Source organism: Streptomyces sp. NPDC097595, from assembly GCF_044761525.1.
GTDB lineage: Bacteria > Actinomycetota > Actinomycetes > Streptomycetales > Streptomycetaceae > Streptomyces > Streptomyces drozdowiczii_A.
This window is the reverse complement of record NZ_JBIWCN010000009.1, coordinates 75,644-101,352: the sequence shown is the minus strand read 5'-3', so window position 1 is coordinate 101,352 and position 25,709 is coordinate 75,644. Positions and strand designations below refer to the sequence as shown.

Here is a 25,709-nt window from a genome sequence, read left to right as displayed (position 1 = left end):
GAAAGGCCAGTCCGCATGGACCTCACCCCGCTGAAGGCGGCCCTCGCAGATGTCGTGGCGATCCCGGTGACCCCGTTCGCCGGGGACGGGTCCATCGACACGACGGCGCACCGCGCCCTGCTGCGGAGACTGCTCGACGGCGGCGTGCGCATCGTCACCCCGAACGGCAACACCGGGGAGTTCTACGCGCTCACCCCCGAGGAGCGGCGCACCGTCACCGAGCTGACCGTCGAGGAGGCCGGCGGCCGGGCCACGGTCCTGGTCGGCGTCGGGCACGACGTGCCGACCGCCGTCGCCGCCGCCGAGCACGCCCGGGACGCCGGGGCCGAGATGGTGATGGTCCACCAGCCCGTCCACCCGTACGTCTCGCAGGACGGCTGGATCGACTACCACCGGGCCATCGCCGAGGCCGTGCCCGGGCTCGGGGTCGTGCCCTACATCCGCAACCCGCACCTCGACGGGGAGTGCCTGGCCGTGCTCGCCGACAGCTGCCCCAACGTCATCGGCGTCAAGTACGCGGTGCCGGACGCGGCCCGCTTCGCCGCCTTCGCCCGCGACGCCGGTCTCGACCGCTTCGTCTGGGTCGCCGGGCTCGCCGAGCTGTACGCCCCGGCCTACTTCTCCGCGGGCGCCACCGGCTTCACCTCCGGGCTCGTCAACGTGGCGCCCGGCGTCTCGCTGGCCATGCTGGAGGCGCTGCGGGCCGGCGACCACCCGGGGGCCATGAAGGTCTGGGAGCAGATCCGCCGCTTCGAGGAGCTGCGCGCGGACCGGCAGTCCGCCAACAACGTGACCGTCGTCAAGGAGGCCCTGGCCGCCCTCGGGCTGTGCGACCGCGCGGTGCGCCCGCCCAGCCGGGTGCTGCCCGAGGCGCAGCGCGCCGAGGTCGCCGACCAGATCGCCGGGTGGTCCATATGACCGCCCGCATCGCGCCCGAGGAACTGCGCAGCCACCAGTGGTACGGCACCGACGGGCTCCGCTCGTTCAGCCACCGCGCCCGCACCCGCCAGCTCGGCTACCTCCCCGAGGAGCACCTGGACAAGCCGGTCGTGGCGATCCTCAACACCTGGTCGGACATCAACCCCTGCCACGTCCACCTGCGCGACCGGGCGCAGGCCGTGAAGCGCGGGGTCTGGCAGGCGGGCGGCTTCCCGCTGGAGTTCCCGGTCTCCACGCTCTCGGAGACCTTCCAGAAGCCGACCCCGATGCTGTACCGGAACATGCTGGCGATGGAGACCGAGGAGCTGCTGCGCTCCTACCCGGTCGACGGGGCGGTGCTGCTCGGCGGCTGCGACAAGTCCACCCCGGCGCTGCTGATGGGCGCCGCGTCCGTGGACCTGCCGGCCGTCTTCGTACCGGCCGGGCCGATGCTGCCGGGGCACTGGCGCAACGAGGTCCTGGGCTCCGGCACCGACATGTGGAAGTACTGGGACGACAAGCGCGCCGGGCTCATCGGCGACTGCGAGATGGGCGAGCTGGAGAACGGCCTCGCCCGCTCGCCCGGCCACTGCATGACCATGGGCACCGCCTCCACCCTCACCGCCGCCGCCGAAGCCCTCGGCGTCACCGTCCCCGGCGCCTCCTCCATCCCCGCCGTCGACTCCGGCCACGACCGGATGGCCGCCGCCTCCGGGCTGCGGATCGTCGAACTGGTGTGGCAGCAGCGGAAGCTGTCGCAGATCCTCACGGCCGAGGCGTACGAGGACGCCGTCGCGACCGTCCTCGCGCTCGGCGGGTCCACCAACGCCGTCATCCACCTCATCGCGATGGCCGGCCGCTCCGGGATCAAGCTCACCCTGGACGACTTCGACCGCATCGCCCGCACCGTCCCGGTCCTCGCCAATCTGCGCCCCGGCGGGAAGTACCTGATGGAGGACTTCCACTTCGCCGGCGGGCTCCCCGGCTTCCTGGCCCGGCTGACCGACGTCCTGCACCTGGACCGCCCCACGGTCGCCCACGACACCCTGCGCGCACAGCTCGACGGCGCGCTCGTGCACAACGACGACGTCATACGGGAGCGCTCCAACCCTCTCGCCGACGAGGGCGGCGTGGCGGTGCTGCGCGGCAACCTCTGCCCGGACGGCGCCGTCATCAAGCACATCGCCGCCGAACCGCACCTGCTGCGCCACACCGGACCCGCGGTCGTCTTCGAGGACTACCGGGAGATGCAGCGCACCATCAACGACCCGGCGCTCGCGCTCACCCCCGACCACGTGCTGGTGCTGCGCAACGCGGGCCCCAAGGGCGGTCCCGGGATGCCCGAGTACGGCATGCTCCCGATCCCCGACTACCTGCTCAAGCAGGGTGTACGGGACATGGTCCGGCTCTCCGACGCCCGGATGAGCGGCACCAGTTACGGGGCGTGCGTGCTGCACATCGCGCCCGAGTCGTACGTCGGCGGGCCTCTCGCCCTCGTCCGCACCGGGGACCTCGTCACCCTGGACGTCGGGGCGCGGCTGCTGAACCTCGACGTGCCCGACGAGGAACTGGCGCGCCGCCGCGCCGAGTGGACCCCGCCGCCGGTCCGCTACGAGCGCGGCTACCAGGCGCTCTACCAGGACCAGATCACCCAGGCCGACACCGGCTGCGACTTCGCCTTCCTGGCCCGGCCGGGAGAAGTGCCCGACCCGTACGCCGGCTGAACGGCCCCTCGGAAATTCCGGCGCCCCCTTGTTCGGTATCTCGAACAGCATGCGGGAAGCGCTTGCGTACTACACGCACCACCGGCTCCGCCGCGTACCACCGCACGAAGGAACGCCGCACCACCCGCACCCCCGTACAGAGAGAACGGAGACGTGTCATGGCCCAAGCCTCCGCCGCGGCCACACCGCCCAAGGTGCCCCGGCGCCGCTCCGCGAGCCCCCGCCGGCTGCCGTATCTGCTGATCGCCCCCGCGGGGCTGCTGATGCTCGGCTTCATCGCCTATCCGGTGGTCAGCGTCTTCTACTACAGCCTGCAGAACTACAACGTCACCAAGCCGTGGCGGAACGGCTTCGCGGGCCTGGACAACTTCACCCGGATCTTCACCGAGGACGACCAGTTCTGGACGACCCTCGGCTTCAGCGCCCAGTGGGTGATCGTGCAGGTCGCGCTCCAGCTCACGCTGGGGCTCGCGCTGGCCCTGATCGTCAACCAGACCTTCATCGGCCGGGGCATCTCCCGCGCCATGGTCTTCTCGCCGTGGGCCGTCTCCGGGGTGCTGACCAGCACCATCTGGATCCTGCTCTACAACTCCTCGACCGGCTTCAGCCGCTACCTCGCGGACGCCGGGATCGGCGACTACGGCACCTCGGTGCTCTCCGACACCGGCACCGTCTTCTGGGCCGCGACCGTCGCCGAACTCTGGCGCGGGGTCCCCTTCTTCGCCATCCTCATCCTCGCCGACCTCCAGTCGGTGTCCAAGGAGCTGTACGAGGCGGCCGCCGTGGACGGCGCCGGACGGCTGCGGCAGTTCTTCCACATCACCCTGCCCCACCTGCGGGACGCGATCATCCTGTCCACGCTGCTGCGCGGGGTCTGGGAGTTCAACAACGTCGACCTGCTCTACACGCTCACCGGCGGCGGACCGGCCGGCGAGACCACCACCCTGCCGCTCTACGTCGCCAACACCGGCATCGAGGGCCACGACTTCGGCTACGCCTCCGCGCTCACCACCGTCGCCTTCGTGATCCTCCTCTTCTGCTCGATCGTCTATCTGCGCCTGAGCAAGTTCGGAGGCGACCACAAGTGACTGCCGCACTCGCCGAGAAGAACGGCACCCGTGCCGCACGGCCGACCGCCCCCGAGGGCCCGCCGCCCGCCGCGCCCCGCCGCAGGTCAGGACGCGAACGCGCCTTCGACGACGTACCGCGCTGGCAGATCTACGTACCCCTGGGCATCTACCTGGTCTTCACGCTCGTCCCGTTCTACTGGATGTTCCTCTTCGCCGTACGGCCCGCGGGCTCCACCTCGCTGGTGCCGTGGCCGATGACCGGGGAGCACTTCTCCAAGGTCTGGAACGAGCGCAGCTTCGCCGTCTTCTTCCAGAACAGCATGATCGTCGGCGTCTGCACCCTGATCGCCACGACCCTCGTCGCACTGGCCGGCGGCTACGCACTCGCCCGGTTCGACTTCAAAATCAAGAACGGCTTCATGCTGGCGCTGCTCTGCTCGCAGTTCATCCCCGGCGCGCTGATGCTCGTCCCGCTCTTCGAGATCTTCAAGAACCTCCAGATGATCAACTCCCTGGGGAGCGTGGTCATCGCCGAGACGGTCTTCCAACTGCCGCTCTCCATCATCCTGATCAGCGGATTCATCAAGAACGTGCCCCCGTCGCTGGAGGAGGCCGCCTGGGTGGACGGCTGCTCGCGCTTCCGGGCCTTCTGCGCGGTCGTGCTGCCGCTGCTGCGCCCCGGGCTGATCGCCGTCGGCTCCTTCGCCTTCGTGCACAGCTGGAACCACTTCCTGTTCGCCCTGATGTTCCTCAGCGAGCAGGACAAGCAGACGATCCCGGTCGGCCTGAACACCCTCATCGGCGCGGACAGCGTCGACCTGGGCGCGCTCGCCGCGGGCGGGGTGATCGCCGCGGTGCCCGTGGTGATCGTCTTCGCCTTCATCCAGAAGTGGCTGATCACCGGCTTCAGCGCCGGCGCCGTGAAGGGGTGACGCACATGACCTCGCTGCTCCCCGTCGCCACCCCCGTCCCGATCGTCCTCGCGGGCGCCCGGGGCCACGGCCGATGGCACCTCGCCAACATCCGCCGCCTCCAGCACCAGGGCCTCGTCCGCCTCGCCGGCATCTGCGAGCTCACCCCGCTCGACGCCACCGAGCTCGACGCCTTCGCGGACGAACCCCCCGAGCAGTCCGCCGACTTCGGCGCCCTCCTGGACTCCACCGGGGCCCGCGCCGCGGTGATCTGCACCCCCATCCAGACCCACACCGCCCTCGCCCTGACCGCCGCCGGGCGTGGCGTCCACCTCCTCCTGGAGAAGCCGCCCGCCGCCACCCGCGCCGACTTCGACCGCATCCTCGCCGGGGTGCGCGACGCGGGCACCGCCTGCCAGGTGGGCTTCCAGTCCTTCGGCTCGCACGCCGTCCCCGCCATCCGGGAACTCGTCGCCACCGGAGCCATCGGCACCGTCCGGGGATACGCGGCGGCGGGCGCCTGGGTCCGCGACGACGCCTACTACCGGCGGGCGCCCTGGGCCGGGCGGCGCCGGATCGGGGACACCGAGGTGGTCGACGGCGTCCTCACCAACCCGCTCGCCCACGCCGTCGCCACCGCCCTCGAACTCGCCGGGACCACCGCCGAGGACGTCACCGCCATCGACACCGAGCTCTTCCGGGCCCACGACATCGAGGCCGACGACACCTCCTGCGTACGCGTCACCACCGCGTCCGGGCCGCCCGTCACCGCCGCCGTCACCCTCTGCGCGGAACAGGCGGGGGAGCCGTACGTCGTCGTCCACGGCGACCGCGGCCGGATCACCTTCTGGTACAAGCAGGACCGCGTCCTCGTCCAGCGGGCCGGACACGGCCCCCTGGAAACCGTGCACGGCCGCACCGACCTCCTGGAGAACCTGGTCGCCCACCTGACCGAGGGCGCCCCGCTCCTCGTACCGCCGGAGCGCACCGGCGCCTTCATGGAGGTCGTGGAGGCCGTACGGACCGCGCCCGAACCGCGCCCCCTGCCGTCCGACGCCTGGCACACCGCCCCCGTGCCCGGCTCCGGGGCCACCCGCCGGGTGGTGCGCGGCATCGACGCCCTGGTCGCGTCCGGCGCCGAAACCCTCGCCCTCTTCTCCGAACTCGGCGCCCCCTGGGCGCTCAGCGAGGTGACCTCCCCATGACGACCACCGCCCTGCTCAGCTGCGCCGGCCGCCCCGTCGGCCGCTACACCCACCTTCCCGCCGACGCGGGCCGCCCCTACCTCCACCCCGTCACCACCCTCGCCGGCACCCCCGTCACCGAGGAGCACCCCGCCGACCACGTCCACCACCTGGGCGCCTCCGTCGCCGTCCCGGACGTGTCCGGGCACAACTTCTGGGGCGGGCGCACCTTCGTCCGGGGCCAGGGGCCCACCGTGCTCGACAACCACGGCACGCAGCGCCACCTCGGCTGGAAGCTGTGCGATCCGGACGGCTTCGTGGAGGAGCTCGGCTGGGAGGCCGGGGGCGGCGAACTGCTGCGCGAGCACCGCACGGTGGCAGCCGTCGCCCTCTCGGACACCGCCTGGGCGCTCGACTTCTCCTTCTCGCTCACCAACCCCGGCCCGGCCGGCCTGTCGATCGGCAGCCCCGCCACCAACGGCCGCCCCGGCGCCGGATACGGCGGCTTCTTCTGGCGCGCCCCCAAGGAGGCGGCCCCGCCCGCCGTGTTCGGCCCGGCGGCGGACGGCGAGGAGGCGGTGCACGGGCGGGTCGCCGACTGGGTCGCGCTCTGCGGCGACGGCTGGTCGCTGGTCTTCGCCGGGGCGACCGAGGAGACCCGCCGCGACCCGTGGTTCGTGCGCACCACCGAGTACCCGGGCGTCGGCTCCTCGCTCGCCGCCGCCGAACGGCTGCCCGTGCCCGCGGGGGCCACGGTCGTACGCCGCGTGGTCACCGTCGTCGCGGACGGCCGCCTCGACCGGGCCGGCGCCGCCGCCCTCGTCCGCCGGGCGGTGACCGCGTGAGCCCCCGGCCCCCCTGGACCGCCGACGTCGGCGACGGCACCTACCGCAACCCGGTCCTCAACGCCGACTGGTCCGACCCCGACGTGATCCGCGTCGGCGACGACTTCTACCTCACCGCCTCCAGCTTCGGCCGCGCCCCCGGGCTGCCGCTGCTGCACTCCCGCGACCTCGTCAACTGGACGCTGACCGGGCACGCCCTGGACCGCCTGGAACCCGCCGCCGAATTCGCGGTGCCCCGCCACGACTGCGGGGTGTGGGCGCCCGCGCTGCGGCACCACGCCGGACGGTTCTGGATCTTCTGGGGCGACCCCGACCACGGCATCCAGCAGATCAGCGCCGAGGACGTCCGGGGCCCGTGGACCGCGCCGCACCTGGTGAAGGCCGGGCGCGGGCTGATCGACCCGTGCCCGCTGTGGGACGAGGAGACCGGCGAGGCGTACCTCGTGCACGCCTGGGCCAAGTCCCGCTCCGGGATCAGGAACCGGCTCACCGGACACCGGATGAGCCCCGACGGGCGGGAACTCCTGGACGAGGGCAAGACCCTGATCGACGCCGACACGCTGCCCGGCTGGTTCACCCTGGAGGGCCCCAAGCTGCACCGCCGGAACGGCGAGTTCTGGATCCTGGCCCCGGCGGGCGGCGTCGCGACGGGCTGGCAGGGCGCGTTCCGCTCCCGCGACTTCTTCGGTCCTTACGAGGAGCGCGTCGTCCTCGCTCAGGGCCGGACGAGCGTCAACGGACCGCACCAGGGCGCCTGGGTGGACACCCCGGCCGGTGAGGACTGGTTCCTGCACTTCCAGGAGCGCGGGGCGTACGGGCGCGTGGTGCACCTCCAGCCGATGCGCTGGGACGGTGACGGCTGGCCGGTCATCGGCGACGCCGGCGAACCCGTCGCCACGCACCGCAAGCCCGCCCTGCCCGCCCAGCCCGTCGAGGCCCCGGCCTGCGACGACCGTTTCCCGGGCGGCCGCCACGGCAGGCAGTGGCAGTGGACGGCGAACCCGCGCCCCGGCTGGACCGTCGAGCACGCGGGGGACGGGCTGCGGCTGAGCTGCGTACCGGCGGATCACGCGCACGACCTGCGGCTCCTGCCCCACGTACTGGTCCAGCGGCTGCCCGCCGAGACGTTCACCGCCGAGGTGGGCCTCGCCCTCGACAGCGGGGCGCCCGGGGCGCGGGCGGGGTTCGCCGTGCTCGGGGACGCCTACTCCTGGATCGGCCTCGAACGGCGGGCGGACGGCGGGGTGCGGCTGGTGCACCGGTTCGCCGAGGCGACCGCCACCGCCGAGCGCGACGCCGGGCACGCCAGGCCGGCGCCCTCGGGGACGGCGCGGCTGCGGATCGAGGTGGCGGCGGGGGCCCGGTGCCGCTTCCTGGCCGACACCGGGGACGGGACGGGGTTCCGGCCCTCCGGACAGGTCTTCGCCGCCACCCCGTGGCGCTGGGTCGGCGCGCTGCTCGGCCTGTTCGCCACCGCGCCGCCCGGGACGGGGCCGACCGGGACCGCCCGCTTCACCGGCTTCCACGTCACCGCGTAACCGCCGGCCGGGTCACCGGCCACCGGAACCCCCCATGCACGCGTACGAACCGAGAGAACCGAGAGAGAAGAGCCGATCATGAACATCTCGAAGACGCAGCGGGGGCGCGCCGCGGCCGCCGTCTCGCTCGCGGCGGTGCTCGCCCTGACGGCGACCGCGTGCGGCGACGACGGCAGCGGCAGCGGCGACGAGGGCAGTGGCAAGGGCGAGATCACCTTCTGGGACAACAACGGCGGTCCGCGCACCGCCGTCTGGAAGGAGATCATCCAGGACTTCGAGAAGAAGTACCCGGACATCAAGGTCAAGTACGTGCCGATCCCGATCGCCGACGTGCAGTCCAAGTACGACACCGCCATCGCGGGCGGCGGGGTGCCGGACGTCGGCGGTGTCGGCACCGCCTACCTGGCCAACATGGTCTCGCAGGAGGCCCTGGAACCGCTGGGCGACCGCATCAAGGACTCCTCGCTCAACGGCAAGCTCGTCGAGGGCATGGTCGAGAGCGTCAAGGACGCGGCCGGCCGGGGCGACGAGATGTACACCGTGCCGACCTCCGCGAACAACGGCGCGCTCTGGTACCGCACCGACCTCTTCAAGGCGGCCGGGCTCGAAGCGCCCACCACCTGGGCCACGTTCTACGAGGCCGCCGGGAAGCTGACCGACGCCAAGAACAACAAGTTCGGCTACACCATCCGCGGCGGCGCCGGCTCCATCGCCCAGGCCGTCGACGCGGCGTACGGGCAGTCGGGCATCACGGAGTTCTGGAACGGCGACAAGACCACCCTCAACGACCCCAAGAACGTGGCGGCGCTGGAGAAGTACGCCGCCCTCTACAAGAAGACGACGCCGTCCGCCGACGTCAACAACGACTTCACCAAGATGGTCGCCCAGTTCGACACCGGCACCATCGGCATGCTGAGCCACAACCTCGGCTCCTACCAGGACCACCTGAAGGCCCTCGGCAAGGACAAGTTCGCCGGCATCCCCAACCCGGTCGGCGACGGCGGCACCCGCGTCCAGGTCTCCAACCCGGTCGACGGGCTCGGCCTGTTCAAGGCGAGCAAGAACAAGACGGCCGCCTGGAAGTTCATCGAGTTCGCCGCCTCGCACGAGTCGAACAGCAAGTGGAACGAGTCCGCCGGCGCCATCCCGGCCAACACCGAGGCCGCCAAGGACCCGTGGATCAGCGAGGCCGCGCCGACCGAGCTGGCCGCGAAGGCCCTCACCGACGGCTCCACCAAGATCGTGCAGCTGCCGTACTACCTGCCCGACTGGAACAACATCAGCAAGGCCGACAACGAGCCGGAGTTCCAGAAGCTGCTGCTCGGCAAGGTCACGGCCAAGGCGTTCCTGGACAAGATGGCCGACGAGCTCAACGCAGCCCAGAAGGAGTGGAAGGAGCGGAGCAAGGGCTGATCCGACCCCGCAGCGGGGCCGGGCGCGGGACCGTCGTACGGACGGCCCGCCCCGCCCCGCCGCCCCTGCCCTCCTGCGTACCCACCCGAGAGAGAGGCAGTACCACCCGTGTCACTCACCCGCCGGCAGACCGCGGCCGCCCTCGCCGCACTGCCCGTGGCCCTCGCCGCCACCCCCGCGACGGCGCACGGCGCCCGTCCCCGTACCCGCACCGTGCACATCGCGGGCGACTCGACGGCCGCGCAGAAGTACGCCGACGCCGCACCCGAGACCGGCTGGGGCATGGCCCTGCCGTTCTTCCTCGGGCCCGGGCTGACCGTGGCCAACCACGCCATGAACGGCCGCAGTTCCAAGAGCTTCATCGACGAGGGACTGCTCGCCGCCCTGCTGCCCGGCGTCCGCCCGGGCGACCTCCTGCTGATCCAGTTCGGTCACAACGACGAGAAGACGGACGACCCGGCGCGCGGCACCGACCCGTACACGACCTACCAGGACTGCCTGCGCCGGTACATCGCCGAGGCCCGCGCCCGGCGCGCCCGGCCCGTGCTGCTCACCCCGGTCGAGCGCCGCAGGTTCGCCGAGGACGGCACCGCCAAGCCCACCCACGGCGACTACCCGGCCGCGATGCGCGCCCTGGCCGCCGAGGAGCGGGTACCCCTGCTCGACCTGCAGGCCCGCACCCTCGAACGCTGGCAGGAGCTCGGCCCCGACGGCACCGAGGCGTACTTCAACTGGCTGGCGCCCGGGGAGTCCCCCAACTACCCCGACGGGCGACAGGACAACACCCACTTCCGGCCCGCCGGTGCCGTCGAGGTCGCCCGCATGACGGCCCGAGCCCTGCTCGACGCGCGGGTGCTCGCCCCGCGTGAACTGCGCCGGCTCGGCGCACCTGTACCCGAGACGTGGATCAGCTGGCCGCCGGCCCCCTGACGCCCGCGCCACCCCCCTTCCTACCTACCCCTTCCACAGGTCCCGCACCAGAACCGAGGATTTGTCATGTCCACACGCAGAAACCGTGCCCGCGCCATCGCCGTCGCGATGGGCTGCGCCTCGCTGGCCCTCGCCCTGAGCGTCCCCGCCCAGGCCGCCCCGCAGCCCCACGGCAAGAAGGGCGTCGAGCGCGCCGTCCTCGCGAAGGGCGACGGCTGGGCCTCCGCCGAGGGCTCCACCACCGGCGGCGCCGCCGCCACGCCCGACCACGTCTACACCGTGCACAACCGCGCCGAACTCATCGCCGCCTTCGAGGACGCGGGCGACGCCCCGAAGATCGTCCGGATCGCCGGGACCGTGCACGGCAACGCCGACGCCGAGGGCAACCCGATCGGCTGCGAGGCGTACCAGACGGACGGCTACACCCTGGACAAGTACCTCGCCGCCTACGACCCCGACACCTGGGGCCGCGAGGAGGTCCCCTCGGGGCCGATGGAGGACGCCCGGCTCGCCTCCGCCAAGCTCCAGAAGGCCGCCGTCAACGTCTACGTCCCCTCCAACACCACGCTGATCGGCGTCGGCCGGGACGCCACGGTCGTCGGCGCCTCGATCCAGATCCAGAACGTCTCCAACGTCATCGTGCGCAACATCGCCTTCGAGGACACCTACGACTGCTTCCCGCAGTGGGACCCGACCGACGGCGACACCGGCCACTGGAACTCCGAGTACGACAACCTCGTCGTCTACGGCTCCGACCACGTCTGGGTCGACCACAACACCTTCAGCGACGGCGACCGCCCGGACGCCGACCAGCCCCGCTACTTCGACGAGCTGTACCAGCAGCACGACGGGCTCTTCGACATCGTCAAGGGCGCCGACCTGGTCACCGCCTCCTGGAACGTCCTCAAGGACCACGACAAGACGATGCTCCTCGGCAACAGCGACGGCGCCGGGGCCACCGACCGGGGCAAGCTCCGCGTCACCCTGCACCACAACCTGTTCAAGGACGTCAACGAGCGCGCGCCCCGCGTCCGCTTCGGCCAGGTCGACTCGTACAACAACCACTTCGTCGCCACGAAGGGCAGTGTCTACGGCTACTCGTACGGGATCGGCGCCGAGTCCCATCTCGTCGCCGAGCACAACGCGTTCACGCTCAGCGGCGAGTTCGACCAGGCGAAGATCCTCAAGAAGTGGTCGGAGTCCTCGCTGACGGCCGCCGACAACTGGGTCAACGGCCGCCGCACCGACCTGATCGCCGTCCACAACGCGGGCGTACCCGAGGAGCAGCTGACCACGGGCGCCGGCTGGACCCCGACCCTGCGCAACCGGGTCGACCACCCGCTTCTGGTGCCGCTCGTCGTGGGCCTCGGCGCGGGCACGGGCCGACTGCCCGGCGCCTGACCAGCCGCCCCTTCCTCCGCCGGCGCCCCGCGCGGCGCCGGCGGAGGCCGCCCCCGCAAAGGAGCACCCATGCCCACCCGACGCACCGCCCTGACCCTCCTCGCCTCCTCCGCCCTGGCGCTCGGCACCGCCTTGCCCGCCGCCGCGCACGCCCGCCCGTTCGGCCCGTACGGCTCGCCCGCCCGCCGCCGCGACCGCGCGACCCTGTACGTCGACGCGCGCGGCCGGGGCGACCACACGACCGTCCAGGCCGCCGTGGACGCCGCCACCGGCACCGGGCGCACCCTGGTCATCGCACCCGGCACCTACCGGGAGACCGTCGACATCCCCGCCGACCGGGCCGGCCTCACCCTCGTCGGCGCGAGCGGCGACCCGCGCGACACGGTGATCGTGTACGCCAACGCCAACGGCACCCCGCGCCCGGACGGTTCGGGCACGTACGGCACGAGCGGGTCCGCCACGGTCACCGCCCGGCCCGCCGGACTCACCGCCCGCGACCTCACCTTCGCCAACGACTGGCTGCGCGCCGACCACCCCGACTACACCGGCACCCAGGCCGTCGCCCTCAAGGTGACCGGCGACCGCTCGGCGTTCCACGGCTGCCGCTTCCTCGGCCACCAGGACACCCTGTACGCGGACTCCGCGTCCCTCACCGACTTCGCCCGGCAGTACTACCGCGACTGCTACGTGGAGGGGGACGTCGACTTCGTCTTCGGCCGGGCGTCGGCGGTGCTGGACCGCTGCCACTTCCGCACCCTGGCCCGTACCGACCTGCCAGGACCGCCCCACGGCTTCGTCTTCGCGCCGAGCACCGCGGGCGCCGACCCGCACGGCTTCCTGGTCCTGCGCTCCCGGGTCACCAGCACCGCCCCCGACGGGTACTTCAAGCTGGCCCGCCCCTGGGTGCCCTCCTCCGACCTCACCGCGCACCCCATGCTCACCGTCCGCGACAGCCACCTCGGCGCGGGCATCGACACCGACGAGCCGTACGGCACCATGTCGGCCGGCTTCCCGTGGCAGGACCAGCGGTTCGCGGAGTACCGCAACACGGGCCCCGGCGCGCGGGTCACGGTCCCGGCCAACCGTCCCCAGCTCACCAGGGACGAGGCGCGGGAGCACACCCCTGCCGCCTGGTTCGGCGACTGGAAGCCCTAACGGGACCGCCCGAAGTGGTCGCCCACCGCCGCCTTCCCGCCCGAGGCGCGGACCGCGTGGGCGGTCACGGAGTCGTCGGTGGCGTCCCGGTCGCCCTCGGCGTGGTTGTACTGCCCGGCGAAGGTGTGCGTGCCGGCCGGGACGGTCCGGCCCGCGCGCAGCGTCCACCGGTAGACCAGGAAGCCGCCGTTCTCGTCCACCGACACGGTGAAGTCCGGCTCGGGCAGGGAGCGCCAGGAGCCGGTGCTGTTCACCCCGCCGGTCTGGGCGACCCGCAGCTCCACGGTGAGCGCGGACAGCGGTTCGGTGGTCCGCAGGGTGACGTTGCTCTGCGCCCAGTACGCGTTGCTGTGCGGGTCGACCACGCCGCCGGTCCACAGCGGTCCGTCCTCGGGCCGCAGCCCGCCGGGGGCCTTCGCGGCGGGGGAGTGCGGAGCCGTCGCGGTGGCGGAGGGCGCCGAGGCCACCTGCCCGCCGCGTGCCCGGTCGTCGTCGGCCGCCGAGGTGACCGCGAACGCTCCGGCCGCCAGCACCCCGCAGACCGCCGCCGTCGCCCCGGCCACCCGCAGCCACGGGCGGACCGCGCGCGGCGGGCGCACGGACCGGGGTGCCGGGCGGTCGCCGGCCATCCCGCGCTCGATCCGGGCCAGCATCCGGGCCCGGTCGGGGCGGTGGGCCTCGGCGGCCTCCCGCAGCCGCCCGGACAGCTCGTCGTCGTTCACCGGTCTCCTCCGCTGCGCTGCGCCGCGACGGCGAGCCGGACCCGCGCGGCGGGCGTCTCGGGCCCCAGCAGCCGCTGGAGTTCGGCGACGGCGCGCGAGGTCTGGCTCTTCACCGTACCCACCGAGATCCCCAGCACCAGCGAGGTGTCCCGCTCCGAGAGGTCGAAGGCGTGCCGCAGCACCACACAGGCCCGCTTGCGGAACGGCAGCCTGCGCAGCGCCTCCCGCACGTCCACCACCGCCGGCACATCGGGCCCCTCGGCCGCCCCGTCCTCCCCGCCGCCGCGCGGCGCCCAGAACAGCGCGATCCTGCGCCGCTCACGGACCGCGCTGCGGATGCGCGTCCTGGCCAGATTGGCGACGACACCCCGCGCGTACGCCACGGGGTTCCCGGCCTCGCGGACCCGGTCCCAGCGGTGCCAGAGCGCGAGCAGGGCGTCCGCCGCGAGATCGTCGGCGGCGTCCGCCTCACCGGTCAGCAGATGGGCGAGGCGGGCCAGTTCCGCGTAATGCGCCTCGAAGAACGCATGGAACTCGGCGGCGGCATCGTCGACTGATGTGCCCACGGCTACCTCGTCCCCTGCGCTCGCACGCCCGGCCCGCCCGGTACGCCCCCGCCGGGGCGTGAGCGTACCGCAAGCGCTTCGACAGTCGGACAGGCCCTACCGCCGCAGCGCCGCCTCCATCATCTTCCTGGCGACCGGCGCCGCCAGCCCGTTGCCGCTGACCTCGGACGCGGTCGAACCGGAGTCCTCCACGATCACGGCCACCGCGACCTCCTGGCCGCCGGACTTGGCGTACGAGGTGAACCAGGCGTACGGGGTGTTGCTGTTGTCCACGCCGTTCTCGGCGGTGCCCGTCTTGCCGCCGACCTCGGCCCCGGCGATCCGGGCGTTGGTGCCGGTGCCCTTCTCCACCACGGTCACCATGGCGCTGCGCAGCTGCTTCGCGGTGTCCTCGGAGACGATCCGCTTCGTGTCGCCGTCCGCGAAGTCCTCCAGCGTGCCGCCGTCCCCGTCGGTCACCTTCGACACCATGTGCGGGGCGGCCAGCTCACCGCCGTTGGCCAGGGCGGCGGAGACCATCGCCATCTGGAGCGGGGTCGCGGTCACCTCGAACTGGCCGATGCCCGACAGCGCGGTCTGCGGCTTGTCCATGTCCTTCGGATACACGCTCTCGGACGCCCGCACCGGCACGTCCAGCTTCTCGTCGTTGAAGCCGAACTTCTCCGCCATCGCCCGCACCTTGTCCTGGCCCAGGTCGGCGGCGACCTTGCCGAAGACGTTGTTGCACGAGTACTGGAGGGCGACGCGCAGCGAGGCGTTCTCGCAGGGGGCGGACGCGCTCTCGTTCCGCAGCGGGGTGCTGGTGCCCGGCAGGGTGTACGGGACGGGGCTCTTCGTCGGCTCGTCCACGGAGTCGTACAGCCCGTTCTCCAGCGCGGCCGACGCCACGACCAGCTTGAACGTCGAGCCGGGCGCGAGCGGCTGCCGCATCGCCCGGTTGACGAGCGGCTTGTCCTTGTCGGTGAGCAGCTTCGACCAGGTGTCGCCGTCGTTCGTGCCGCTGATGTCCGAAGGGTCGTACGACGGGGAGGAGACCATGCCCAGGATCTGCCCGCTCCTCGGGTCGATCGCCACGGCCGCGCCCTTCTCGTCGCCGAGCGCGTCGCTCGCCGCCTTCTGGACGTCCGGGTCGATCGTCGTCACCACGTCACCGGGCGCGGACCGCTTCCCGGTGATCGCGCCCAGCGGGCTCTTCAGCCGGTCGTCGGTGCCGTCCAGCACATGGCTGTAGATCCCTTCGAGCTGCGTCGAGCCGTACGCCTGCGAGCTGTAGCCGGTCACGGACGAGTAGAGGTCGCCCTGCCGGTAGGTGCGCTTGTACGCGAGATCGCTGCCCTCCGTCCGCTTCGAGCCCGTGACCGGCGAACCGGCCACGATGATGTTCCCCAGCGGCTGCGCGTACTGCGCGATGGTCTTCCGCCGGTTGTGGTCGTCGTCTGCGAGCGCCTTGGCCTGGTACGCCTGCACCCAGGTCGCCCGCCCGAGGAGGGCGAGGACCAGCAGCAGGCAGAAGACCGAGGCGCGCCTGATCGTCTTGTTCATCCCGCATGGGGGACGAGCGGGGTCCGGCGGGTCGTTCCCGGTTGTGCCGCTTCTCACCGTTTCCTCATACGGTGACCACGGCGTTCACGGCTGTACGGGGCTCAGCCCGGCGTGATGAACCCCGACTCGTACGCCGTGATGACGGCCTGCGTACGGTCCCGGGCCCCGGTCTTCGCGAGGACCGCCGCCACATGCGTCTTGGCCGTCGCCGCGCCCACCGCCAGCCGGTCCGCGATCTCCGCGTTCGTCAGCCCCGCCGCGATCAGCCGCAGCACCTGCGCCTCCCGCTCGGTGAGCCGAGCGGCCCACGGCGGGGCGGGGGCCGGCGCGGGCGTCCCGTATGCGGCGGCGAGCTGCCGCACGGCGGCCGGAAAGAGCAGCGAGTCGCCGCACGCCACCAGCCGGACCGCCTGCACCAGCTCCTCGGCCGCCGCCCGCTTCAGCAGGAAACCCGCCGCCCCGGCGCGCAGCGCCTCGTACACATAGGCGTCGTGCTCGAAGGTGGTGACGACCAGGACGCGCGGGGCCGGGTCCAGCGTGGCGAGGATCTGCTCGGTGGCCCGGATGCCGTCCGTCTCGGGCATCCGCACATCCATCAGCACCACGTCGGGCCGCAGCGCCCGCACCACGGAGACCGCCTCGGCGCCGGTGGCCGCCTCGCCGACGACCTCCAGGCCGTCCTCGGCGTCCAGGATGGCCCGCAGTGCGGTGCGCACCATGCGTTCGTCGTCGGCGAGGACGATCCGGACCGGCGTGCTCATCGGGGCTCCTTGGCGGGGGCATGCAGGGGGAGGCGGGCGGCCAGCCGCCACACGCCGTCGTCGCGGGGTCCGGCCTCGGTGGCGCCGCCGAGCAGCAGGGCGCGCTCCGCGACACCGGTCAGGCCGCGTCCGCCGCCGGGGCGGGCGACCGGGGGACGCGGGGAGAGCGCGCTGTCCAGGACGATGGCCAGCTCGCGGGGGCCGACGCCGATGCGCAGCCGGACCGGCGAGCCGGGGACGCCGTGCCGCAGCGCGTTGCTCAGGCCCTCCTGCACGATCCGGTACGCCTCGGCCGAGACGGGGCCGGGCACCGCGCCCGGGTCGCCCTCGGCCTCGTAGCGCACGGGCACCCCGCACCGGGCGAGCAGCCCGCCGAGCGCGTCGAGCCCGGGGCCCGCGAGCGCGTCGGCCCCGCCGGCCCCGTCGCCGTCCTGCCGCAACAGGCCGAGGACCGCGTCGAGTTCGCCGACCGTGCGCCGCGTGGTCTCCTCGATCGCGGCGAGCGCCTCCCGGACGAACCCGGGGTCGCTGTCCAGGACCCGGCGGGCGGCCCCCGCCTGGAGGGTGACGGCGCTCAGCGCGTGGCCCACCGAGTCGTGCAGCTCCCGGGCGAGCCGGTTGCGCACGGCCAGCTCGGCGGCCCGGCGCTCGGCGGCGGCCAGCCGGTCGTCCGGGGTCGGGCCGAGCAGCACGGGCGCCCGGTCCGCGAGCAGCGCCCCGGCCGCCGCCGCGCACCCCGCGAGTGCCAGGAGCATGGCCGCCCCGGCCGGGGGCGCGACGGCCAGGACCCAGGTGTGGTCCAGGGCCGGGCGGGCGTCCAGGGCGGCGGATGCGTGGAGGGCCGGGACGAACGGCAGCGCCATCACGCAGACCGCGAACGGGACGAGCGCCAGCGTCATCCCGCTGACGATCCCGCCGAGCCCCACGTGCAGCGTGAACCAGGCGGCCGAGCGCACCCGCGCCTGGCGGGAGGCGGCGGGCCCGTCCGCGAGCGGCCGGTCCGGGGCAAGGCCGCAGAGGGCGCGGGCGGCGGCCACCGAGAGCGGCCGGGCGGTGGGCAGCAGCGCGGTGACGGCGGCCATCGGCAGGGCGCAACCGAAGGCGGCGAGTTGGGCGGGGAGCGAGGTGAAGACGTTGGTGCCGGGCGCGTACAGGCCGACGACCACCGTGCCGACCAGGAAGTAGGGCATCAGCAGGGCACCGCCGATGATCAGGTGCAGCCAGCGCAGCCGGGCGCGACGGCCCGCCGGCCGGACTATCAGCGGGGTCATGCCGGGGCGCCCCGCGTCCCGGCCGCGCGCTCCGCGAGGAAGTACGCGCCGAGGGTCACCACCAGCGTTCCGACCAGCATCTGCACAGCGTAGGTGAGCACCATGCCGGGCGTGGCGCTTTCCGCGCCCTCCCCGGCCGAGCCCAGCGCGGCCAGGCAGAGCCAGCCGCCCCAGCAGGCCGTCGCCCCCGACCCGCCCCACGCCAGCGCGAGCGGCACCGGCAGCGGCAGCGCGGACCGGCGGAAGGCGAGCAGCAGGACCCCGGCCACGGCGACCGCGATCCACAGCACGTACACCGCCTCCAGCACATGGAAGCCGCTGTCCCGCCCGGCCACCCGGTCCGGGGTGAGCCCGGCCGTCGAGCCCGCCGCCCAGAGCAGATGCGCGGTGCCGGGCGCCAGGGCCAGCAGCGACGCGGCGACGGTGGCGGCCCGCAGCGCGGGCGCGGTCGGGCTCGCGGGCAGCTCGCCCAGCGTGCCCCGCCAGAGGTGGCCCCAGCGGTCACGGGCGTACAGCACGAACAGGGCGCCCAGGGACAGGCCCTGGAGGATGAAGCCGCCGTAGACGACACCGAAGACCCATTCGCGCAGGAACGGCCGGCCCGCGGCGTCCGCGCCGTCGGTGCTCCCGCCCAGCGCCCGGACCAGCAGCTGCGCCGGATACCCGGTCATGATCGGCAGCAGCAGCCCGGTCGCCGTCCACACCGGCAGCACCAGCAGCCAGGCGGGCACCCGCAGCCCCCAGGGCCGGGTGAGCAGCAGCGCCAGGACCACCACCGCGCCGTCCATCAGCACCGAACCGCCGTTGGCGACGGCCATCAGGGCGCGGTGGTCCAGCAGCGCGCTGCCGTCCGGGATCCCGACGCGGCTGCCCGCCACCCAGGCGGTCTTGAGCGTCATGTAGGGCAGGCAGGAGACGATGGCGACGGTGCGCAGCGCGGTGCGGGCTGAGGCGGTGGTCATGGCCTCCACGCTGCCGGGCGGCGCGCCCCCGCACCTCCTGCCCGGAGACGATCCGCCTCCGCCGCGCGGGGGAGACGGACCGGGGCCTCTGAAAGCCCTGGGGCGTCAGAGCCTGCGGGTGGCGAGCGTCAGCCGGTCCCGCGCGTCGAACAGCGCGTCCTTGACGGTCTGTTCGTGCGCGGGCGTCAGCCGGGCGACCGGCACCGAGCAGCTGATGGCGTCCCGGGCCGGGGTGCGGTACGGGACGGCGACGCCGAAGCAGCGCAGCCCCAGCGTGTTCTCCTCGCGGTCCACCGCGTACCCCTGCTCGCGGATCTGGTGCAGCTCCTCGATGAGCTTCTCCCGGTCCGTCAGGGTGTGTTCGGTGAGCGCGGGAAGCGTCTCGGGCAGCATCTTGCGGACCTGCTCGTCGCTGTAGGTGGCCAGCAGCGCCTTGCCGAGCGAGGTGGAGTGCGCGGGCAGCCGGCGGCCGACCCGGGTGAAGGGGCGCAGATAGTGCTGGGACTGGCGGGTGGCGAGGTAGACCACGTTGGTGCCGTCGAGCCGGGCCAGGTGGATGGTCTCCGTGGTGTCGTCGGAGAGCCGGTCGAGCGTGGGGCGGGCCGCGGCGACGACCTCGTCGCCGTCGATGTACGAGGTGCCGACCAGCAGGGCCCGTACGCCGATCCCGTACCGCGTGCCGGTCGCGTCGGTCTCCACCCAGCCCAGCTCCACCAGGGTGCGCAGCAGCATGTAGAGGCTGGACTTCGGGTAGCCGACGGCCTCCTGGACCGCGGCGAGCGAGTGCATGCCGGGCCGTCCCGCGAAGTACTCCAGCAGCTCGACCGTCCGTACCGCGGACTTGACCTGCGCCCCACCCGACTCGGGAACCGACATCGCCCTGACCCCTTTCACCCCGCCGACGAAACCCTGCGACTTCTTGCCAACACCGAACGCCCGGAAATAGAGTCGCTTCACATTCACGTTCAGGAACGCTGTTCAGAATACCGAACAGCTTATACCGGACGACTTCTGATGTGCGGCAGTGGAGCGGAAGGAAACACGGTGGCAGCAGCACCAGTCTGGAGCGTCGACCCCCGCACCGGGAACCCGCGCGAGCAGGTTGCGGTGGAGGCCACAGCGGAGGAGGTCGACCGCGCGGTCCGCGCCGCCCACGCGGTACGCGGCTCCCTCGCCGACCGCACGAAGCGCGCCGCGTTCCTGCGTACGGCCGCCGAACTGCTCACCGAGGCCGGGGACCACGTCATCGAGGCCGCCGACGCCGAGACCGCCCTCGGCCCGGCCCGGCTGACCGGCGAACTCGCGCGCACCGCGGCCCAGCTGCGGGCCTTCGCGGAGGTCGTCGACGAGGGCGCCTTCCTCGACATCCACATCGACCACGCGGACGCCACCCGCACCCCGCCCTGGCCCGACCTGCGCCGCTACAAGATCCCGCTGGGCGTCGTCGCGGTCTACGCGGCCAGCAACTTCCCGCTCGCCTTCTCCGTGCCCGGCGGCGACACCGCCAGCGCCCTCGCGGCCGGCTGCCCCGTCGTCGTCAAGGCCCACCCGGACCACCCGGCGACCTCCGAGCTCTGCGCCTCGGTCCTGCGCCGGGCCGCCGCGCGTACCGGGCTGCCCGAGGACGTCGTCACCCTGGTCCACGGCTTCGACGCGGGCGTCGCCCTCGTCCGGCACCCCCTCGTCGCCGCCGCCGGCTTCACCGGCTCGGTGCGCGGCGGGCGCGCCCTGTTCGACGCGGCCGCCGCCCGCCCCGCGCCCATCCCCTTCCACGGCGAGCTGGGCTCCCTCAACCCCGTCGTCGTCACGGAGGCCGCGGCCGCCGAGCGCGGCGAGGAGATCGGCGCGGGCCTGGCCGGCTCGATGACCATGGGCGCGGGCCAGTTCTGCACCAAGCCCGGATTCGTCCTGGTCCCCGAGGGCGAGGGCGGCGACCGCCTCCTCAAGGCGCTCACCGAGGCCGTCAGCGACACCGAGGCCGGGGTCCTCCTCGACCACCGCATGCGCGACGCCTTCCTCTCCGGGGTCACCGAGCGCGCCGCGCTCCCCGGGGTCGAGGCGCCCGTCACCCCCGGCGCGGGCGGCGAGCACACCGTCGCGGCCGGCTTCCTGACCGTCCCGGCCGGCCCGCTCACCGCCGAGGGCCCGCACGACGCGCTCCTGGAGGAGTGCTTCGGCCCGGTCGCCGTCGTCGCCCGCTACGCCTCCGAGGACGAGATCACCGCCGTCCTCACCCGCCTCCCCGGCAACCTCACCGCCACCCTCCACCTCGCCACCGAGGAGGCCGGGGGCGGTGCGGCGGACCTCCTCGCCGCCCTCACCCCGCTCGCCGGACGGGTCCTCGTCAACGGCTGGCCGACCGGCGTCGCCGTCGCCCCGGCCCAGCACCACGGCGGCCCCTACCCGGCCACCACCTCCACCTCCACCTCGGTCGGCGCCACCGCCATCGAGCGCTGGCTGCGCCCGGTCAGCTACCAGACCACCCCCGAAGCGCTCCTCCCGCCGGAGCTGCGCGAGGACAACCCGCTGGGCCTGCCCCGCCGCGTGGACGGACGACCCGCATGAACCTCCCCGAACTCCCCTTCGCGCTCCGGCCGTACGGCCCCGAGGGCGGCTGGACGTACGAGAGCGGCGCGCTCACCGGCCGCGCCGGTGCCCGCCAGGACCGCTTCGTGCCGCCGGGCGGCGACAGCCTGGAACCGGCGAGCGACGCGCCCCGGCTGCTCGGCGCCGCCCCGGCGGGCGACTTCCAGCTCGTCGCCCGGGTGAAGGTGGGCTTCGCCGCCGCCTTCGACGCGGGCGTGCTCTACCTCCATGTCGGCGACCGGGAATGGGCCAAGCTCTGCCTGGAGCTGTCCCCGGAGCGCCCGACCGTCTGCACGGTGGTCACCCGGGGCCACTCGGACGACGTCAACTCCTCCGTCGTGGACGGCGACACCCACTGGCTGCGCCTGAGCCGTACGGGACACGCCTTCGCCTTCCACGCCTCGGCCGACGGCGAGAAGTGGACCTTCGTCCGCGTCTTCACCCTCGGCACCCCGGAGCAGGCGGCCACCGCCTCCGTCGGCTTCCTCGCCCAGTCGCCCACGGGCGAGGGCTGCGAGGTGGCCTTCGACCGGATCGCCTTCCGGGGGGAGAGCCCGGCGGACCTCCGCGACGGCAGCTGACGCCTTTCGTCCGGACCGGGCCGGGGCGGCGGAACCGGCGCCCCGGCCCGTACGTCCTCCCCACCATGATCCGTACAGCGACGCAGGACGACCTCGACGCGATAGTCGCCCTGCACTCCGAGGCCAGGGCCACCTACTACAGCGGGCATCTCGCCGAGGAGGAGTACGCGGGCCCGGCCGAGGTCGGCCGGGCCCGGGACGGCTGGGCCCGCGCGGTGGACCGGGAGGACGCCACCGTGCTCGTCGCCGAGCAGGACGGCGCCCTCGTCGGCATCGCCGCCCACTCCGTGCGCGACGGCTGGACGTACCTCACCCAGCTCCACGTCTCCCCGGCCCACTGGCGCGAGGGCGTCGGCAGTGCCCTGCACCTCGCGTGTATCGCCGACTGGCAGCGGCGCGGCGTGACGCGGGCCCGGCTGGAGGTCTTCGAGCCCAACCAGCGCGCCCAGGCGTTCTACTCCGCGAGTGGCTGGGCCGCCGACCCGGAGACGCCCCGGCACGGCGACCATCTGGTGCTGCGCCTCGCGGTGCCGGAAGCGGTGCCGGAAGCGGTGTCGGAAGCGCCCGGGAGAGGCTGACCACACGGGCACGGGCCCGGGAATGGCACGGGCCCGCCACGCGTTGGGCGGGGAGCGGAGGGTGCCTCCGCGCCCTGCCGCAGCCGTCGATCAGTCCGGAGAGAAGAAGAGTCATGCGCGTCGAGATCTGGAGCGACATCGCCTGCCCCTGGTGTTATGTCGGAAAAGCCCGTTTCGAGAAGGGTCTCGCGGGCTTCGCCCACCGCGACGACGTCGAGGTGGTGCACCGCTCCTTCGAGCTCGACCCCGGCCGTGCCAAGGACGACATCGAGCTGGTCGCCGACATGCTGGCGCGGAAGTACGGGCGCAGCCCCGACGAGGTCCGCGCGATGGAGGCCAACGTCGCGGCCAACGCCCAGGCCGAAGGGCTCGGCTACCGCGCCGAGGGCCGCGACCACGGCAGCACCTTCGACATCCACCGCCTGCTGCACCTGGCCAAGGTCCGCGGCCGCCAGGACGAGCTGCTGGCCCTCGCCTACCGGGCCAACTTCGCCGAGGAGCGGTCCGTCTTCGACGACTCCGTCCTGCTGGACCTGGCCGTCGAGGCGGGACTCGACGCCGAGGAGGCGCGCGCGGTGCTTGCCGACCCGAAGGCGTACGCCGACGAGGTGCGCGCCGACGAGCGGGAGGCGGCCGAGCTGGGCGCCAACGCGGTGCCGTTCTTCGTGTTCGACCGGCGCTACGGCATCTCCGGCGGCCAGCCCGCCGAGGTCTTCGCCCAGGCGCTGGAACAGGCGTGGCAGGACCGCCCGGTGACCGCCGCCGGCGACGCGGCGGCCTGCGACGCGGACGGGGCCTGCGAGGTCCCCGGAGCGGCGGCGCGGAACGCCTGACCCCTCGCGCGGGCCGTTCCCGGCGGCCCGCGCGGCGGCCCGCGCGGGCCCCGACGCATAAGCATCTCTTGGGGGCGGCCGTGAATTTTTGTCAATTGACCCCAGATCGGCGAAGGTTCACGCTGAACCACATGACGATCTCTCCGCTCAGCCGTGCCGTCGCCGCCGAGTTCGCGCCCGAGACCACCTACCTCAACACCTCCACCTGCGGGCTGCTGCCCCGCCGCACCGTCGACGCGGTGAAGGCCCTCGCCGAGGAGGGCGCCTCCGGCCGCCGCAACGGTTCGGGGGACTTCGCGGCGGTGGACCGCGCCCGGGACGGCTTCGCGCGGCTCGTCGGCGTCGGGGCCGACCGGGTCGCCGTCGGCAGCTCGGTCGTCGCCCACGTCGGGCTGATCGCGGCCTCGCTGCCCCCGGGGGCCGAAGTGCTCGTCCCCGAGGGCGAGTTCAGCTCGGTCGTCAGCCCCTTCGCGATCCGCGGCGACCTCGACATGCGGTACGTGCCGCTGGACGGGCTGGCCGGAGCCGTGCGCCCGTCCACCGCGCTCGTCGCCTTCTCCTCGGTGCAGTCGGCGGACGGCCGGCGCGCCGACCTGGACGCGGTCCGGGCCGCCGCGGCCGCCCACGGCGCCCGCACCCTGCTGGACGCCACCCAGTCCGCGGGCTGGCTGCCGCTCGACGCGGGGGCCTACGACTACACGGTCACCGGCGGCTTCAAGTACCTGCTCTGCCCGCGTGGTACGTCGTTCCTCACCGTCACCGAGGAGGCGCAGGAGGACGTGAAGCCGGTCGACGTGGGGATGGCCGCCTCCGAGGACCCCTGGGGCAGCGTGTACGGACCGGTCACCAAGCTCGCCGCCGACGCCCACCGCTACGACGAGCCGCCCGTCTACCTCGCGTACCACGGCGCCGAGCACTCCCTCGCCCTGCTCCACGGGATCGGCGTCGAGGCGCTGCACGACCACGCCATCGCGCTGGCCGACCGCTTCCGCGCCGGGGTGACGGCCCTCGGGCACGAGCCCGTGGAGGCGGACACCGTCGTCGTCGCGGTGCCCGGCCTCGGCGACCGGGCACCGGAGCTCCAGCGGGCCGGGGTGCTGGTCGCCGGCCGGGCCGGCAACCTGCGCGCGTCCTTCCACCTCTACAACACCGAGGCGGACGTGGACCGCGCGCTCGACGTGCTGGCCTCCTAGCCCTCCAGCGGGGCGCTCCGCCACTTCCAGGACGTCACGCGCTCCCGGCCGGGCAGTTCGGCGCGACCGGTGGACCAGAGCAGCACGGCCCACCGGTCCTTGTCGTCCGGCGCCCCGGGGAAGAGCCGGGCCAGCGCCCGGTCGCACAGGGCGGCGGGCGGCTGCCAGGAGACGCCCAGGCCCGAGGCGATGTCATGGGCGTGCACCAGGGTCTCCACGACGCCCATGGCCGCGAAGCCCTCCGGGTCGGAGACCCCGTACGCGTGGTACGAGCGGGTGGCCGGGGACGCCGTACGGACCATCGCGGCCAGCAGCGCACCGCTCGCCTCCACGGTCTGGAGCAGCCCCGCCGCACCCGCCTCCGGGTCCGCGAAAATCGCGTTCCACGGGCCGCCCTCGTGCCGGGGGGCGTAGTGGTAGGGCGCGTGGGTCTCCACCGAGGGTGCGCGGGGGCCGAGTTGGACGGCGTACGAGAAGAGGTCGTCGCTCAGGTGCTCCGCGGTCTCCCAGCACTCCCACGTCAGCGTCCCGGCCGGGACGCGCCAGTCGGCGGACGCGGCGGCGGCGAGCGTGTCGACCGTCAGGCGGACCGCCTCGGTCACATCGTCCGCGGTGACCGGCAGCCGCGTACCGGTGAGCGCCGCCCGCTCGGCCGCGCCGCACTCCACGCAGAACTCGTTGCCCTCCGGATCGGCCAGGGTCGCCCAGCCCCGCCCATTCGGCTTGCGGTGGTCGGCGACCAGGGTCGCGCCGAGGGCCAGCAGCCGTTCGACCTCCTCGTCCCGGCCGCGGTCCTCGGGCTTGATATCCAGATGGACGCGGTTCTTGGTCTGCTTCTTGTCGGGCACGGTGACGAACAGGAGGGCGGCGCCCGGCGCTTCGACCAGGGCCTCGGGGTCGCCGGGGTGGTCGTCGTCGGAGAGCGGGGCGCCGAGCACGGCCGACCAGAAGGTGCCCAGCGCGTAGGCGTCGGCGCAGTCGATGGTGATGTGCTGTACGTGGGATGTCATGCGCCCACTGTTGCC

General features: G+C 73.6%; 24 protein-coding genes. 16 read left to right on the top strand and 8 right to left on the bottom strand.

Going from position 1 to position 25,709, the window contains the following annotated elements; genetic code table 11:
* Positions 1 to 15 precede the first annotated feature (15 nt).
* The 11 genes from ACIQZN_RS16100 to ACIQZN_RS16050 all read left to right on the top strand — a co-directional run bounded on the left by ACIQZN_RS16100 (position 16) and on the right by ACIQZN_RS16050 (position 13,089).
* The gene (locus ACIQZN_RS16100) at positions 16 to 918 is read left to right on the top strand and encodes a dihydrodipicolinate synthase family protein (protein WP_403993288.1); all 903 of its coding nucleotides are present in this window, start codon (positions 16 to 18) and stop codon (positions 916 to 918) included.
* Positions 915 to 2,642: an L-arabinonate dehydratase gene (araD, locus tag ACIQZN_RS16095; protein ID WP_403993285.1), complete on the top strand. Its 1,728-nt coding sequence runs from the start codon at positions 915 to 917 to the stop codon at positions 2,640 to 2,642. Before ACIQZN_RS16100 ends, araD begins: the two co-directional genes overlap by 4 nt.
* Before the next feature lie 158 nt (positions 2,643 to 2,800).
* Entirely contained in the window at positions 2,801 to 3,730 is a 930-nt protein-coding gene (locus ACIQZN_RS16090) for a carbohydrate ABC transporter permease (RefSeq protein WP_018104650.1), read from the top strand.
* Positions 3,727 to 4,644: a carbohydrate ABC transporter permease gene (locus tag ACIQZN_RS16085; RefSeq protein WP_403993281.1), complete on the top strand. Its 918-nt coding sequence runs from the start codon at positions 3,727 to 3,729 to the stop codon at positions 4,642 to 4,644. Before ACIQZN_RS16090 ends, ACIQZN_RS16085 begins: the two co-directional genes overlap by 4 nt.
* Positions 4,645 to 4,649: 5 nt before the next feature.
* Positions 4,650 to 5,828 (top strand): Gfo/Idh/MocA family protein, encoded by a 1,179-nt coding sequence (locus ACIQZN_RS16080; RefSeq protein ID WP_403993278.1) that lies wholly within the window; start codon positions 4,650 to 4,652, stop codon positions 5,826 to 5,828.
* Positions 5,825 to 6,652, top strand: a complete 828-nt coding sequence (locus ACIQZN_RS16075; RefSeq protein WP_403993275.1) for a PmoA family protein — start codon at positions 5,825 to 5,827, stop codon at positions 6,650 to 6,652. Before ACIQZN_RS16080 ends, ACIQZN_RS16075 begins: the two co-directional genes overlap by 4 nt.
* Complete coding sequence (locus ACIQZN_RS16070) at positions 6,649 to 8,190, top strand: family 43 glycosylhydrolase (protein ID WP_403993272.1); 1,542 nt, start codon at positions 6,649 to 6,651, stop codon at positions 8,188 to 8,190. The genes ACIQZN_RS16075 and ACIQZN_RS16070 overlap by 4 nt, the downstream gene beginning before the upstream one ends.
* 78 nt (positions 8,191 to 8,268) lie before the next feature.
* The gene (locus ACIQZN_RS16065) at positions 8,269 to 9,603 is read left to right on the top strand and encodes an ABC transporter substrate-binding protein (protein WP_403993269.1); all 1,335 of its coding nucleotides are present in this window, start codon (positions 8,269 to 8,271) and stop codon (positions 9,601 to 9,603) included.
* Positions 9,604 to 9,711: 108 nt separating this feature from the next.
* The gene (locus tag ACIQZN_RS16060; RefSeq protein WP_403993266.1) at positions 9,712 to 10,533 is read left to right on the top strand and encodes a rhamnogalacturonan acetylesterase; all 822 of its coding nucleotides are present in this window, start codon (positions 9,712 to 9,714) and stop codon (positions 10,531 to 10,533) included.
* 66 nt (positions 10,534 to 10,599) lie between these two features.
* On the top strand, positions 10,600 to 11,934 hold the full coding sequence (locus ACIQZN_RS16055) for a polysaccharide lyase family 1 protein (RefSeq protein WP_403993264.1): 1,335 nt from the start codon (positions 10,600 to 10,602) through the stop codon (positions 11,932 to 11,934).
* A 69-nt stretch (positions 11,935 to 12,003) separates the two neighbouring features.
* Complete coding sequence (locus ACIQZN_RS16050) at positions 12,004 to 13,089, top strand: pectinesterase family protein (protein ID WP_403993261.1); 1,086 nt, start codon at positions 12,004 to 12,006, stop codon at positions 13,087 to 13,089.
* Here the strand turns inward: ACIQZN_RS16050 and ACIQZN_RS16045 are convergent.
* The 7 genes from ACIQZN_RS16045 to ACIQZN_RS16015 all read right to left on the bottom strand — a co-directional run bounded on the left by ACIQZN_RS16045 (position 13,086) and on the right by ACIQZN_RS16015 (position 19,789).
* Positions 13,086 to 13,811: a hypothetical protein gene (locus ACIQZN_RS16045; RefSeq protein ID WP_403993258.1), complete on the bottom strand. Its 726-nt coding sequence runs from the start codon at positions 13,809 to 13,811 to the stop codon at positions 13,086 to 13,088. The genes ACIQZN_RS16050 and ACIQZN_RS16045 overlap by 4 nt on opposite strands.
* Positions 13,808 to 14,377, bottom strand: coding sequence for a SigE family RNA polymerase sigma factor (locus ACIQZN_RS16040; protein WP_403993255.1), 570 nt, complete (start codon positions 14,375 to 14,377; stop codon positions 13,808 to 13,810). The genes ACIQZN_RS16045 and ACIQZN_RS16040 overlap by 4 nt, the downstream gene beginning before the upstream one ends.
* 96 nt (positions 14,378 to 14,473) lie before the next feature.
* Positions 14,474 to 15,919 (bottom strand): peptidoglycan D,D-transpeptidase FtsI family protein, encoded by a 1,446-nt coding sequence (locus tag ACIQZN_RS16035; RefSeq protein ID WP_403993252.1) that lies wholly within the window; start codon positions 15,917 to 15,919, stop codon positions 14,474 to 14,476.
* 101 nt (positions 15,920 to 16,020) lie between these two features.
* Positions 16,021 to 16,680 (bottom strand): response regulator transcription factor, encoded by a 660-nt coding sequence (locus tag ACIQZN_RS16030; RefSeq protein WP_073864730.1) that lies wholly within the window; start codon positions 16,678 to 16,680, stop codon positions 16,021 to 16,023.
* Positions 16,677 to 17,951 (bottom strand): sensor histidine kinase, encoded by a 1,275-nt coding sequence (locus ACIQZN_RS16025; RefSeq protein WP_403993249.1) that lies wholly within the window; start codon positions 17,949 to 17,951, stop codon positions 16,677 to 16,679. Before ACIQZN_RS16025 ends, ACIQZN_RS16030 begins: the two co-directional genes overlap by 4 nt.
* Positions 17,948 to 18,913 carry a hypothetical protein gene (locus tag ACIQZN_RS16020; protein ID WP_403993246.1) on the bottom strand — a complete coding sequence of 322 codons (966 nt, stop codon included), beginning with the start codon at positions 18,911 to 18,913 and terminating at the stop codon, positions 17,948 to 17,950. Before ACIQZN_RS16020 ends, ACIQZN_RS16025 begins: the two co-directional genes overlap by 4 nt.
* Positions 18,914 to 19,018: 105 nt before the next feature.
* The gene (locus ACIQZN_RS16015; RefSeq protein ID WP_161207045.1) at positions 19,019 to 19,789 is read right to left on the bottom strand and encodes an IclR family transcriptional regulator; all 771 of its coding nucleotides are present in this window, start codon (positions 19,787 to 19,789) and stop codon (positions 19,019 to 19,021) included.
* Positions 19,790 to 19,957: 168 nt separating this feature from the next.
* Between ACIQZN_RS16015 and ACIQZN_RS16010 the strand changes: the two genes are divergently transcribed.
* From ACIQZN_RS16010 to ACIQZN_RS15990, 5 genes are all read left to right on the top strand, one after another.
* A complete protein-coding gene (locus ACIQZN_RS16010; RefSeq protein WP_403993243.1) occupies positions 19,958 to 21,478 on the top strand; it encodes an aldehyde dehydrogenase (NADP(+)) in 1,521 nt (506 codons plus the stop codon).
* A complete protein-coding gene (locus ACIQZN_RS16005; protein WP_403993240.1) occupies positions 21,475 to 22,080 on the top strand; it encodes a DUF1349 domain-containing protein in 606 nt (201 codons plus the stop codon). The genes ACIQZN_RS16010 and ACIQZN_RS16005 overlap by 4 nt, the downstream gene beginning before the upstream one ends.
* A 65-nt stretch (positions 22,081 to 22,145) precedes the next feature.
* Positions 22,146 to 22,658 carry a GNAT family N-acetyltransferase gene (locus tag ACIQZN_RS16000; protein ID WP_403993237.1) on the top strand — a complete coding sequence of 171 codons (513 nt, stop codon included), beginning with the start codon at positions 22,146 to 22,148 and terminating at the stop codon, positions 22,656 to 22,658.
* 113 nt (positions 22,659 to 22,771) lie between these two features.
* A complete protein-coding gene (locus ACIQZN_RS15995; protein WP_403993234.1) occupies positions 22,772 to 23,491 on the top strand; it encodes a DsbA family oxidoreductase in 720 nt (239 codons plus the stop codon).
* Positions 23,492 to 23,622: 131 nt separating this feature from the next.
* Positions 23,623 to 24,684 carry an aminotransferase class V-fold PLP-dependent enzyme gene (locus tag ACIQZN_RS15990; RefSeq protein ID WP_403993231.1) on the top strand — a complete coding sequence of 354 codons (1,062 nt, stop codon included), beginning with the start codon at positions 23,623 to 23,625 and terminating at the stop codon, positions 24,682 to 24,684.
* Here ACIQZN_RS15990 and ACIQZN_RS15985 read toward each other — a convergent pair.
* A complete protein-coding gene (locus ACIQZN_RS15985; protein ID WP_403993228.1) occupies positions 24,681 to 25,694 on the bottom strand; it encodes a VOC family protein in 1,014 nt (337 codons plus the stop codon). The two genes, ACIQZN_RS15990 and ACIQZN_RS15985, sit on opposite strands and share 4 nt — an antisense overlap.
* Positions 25,695 to 25,709 lie beyond the last annotated feature (15 nt).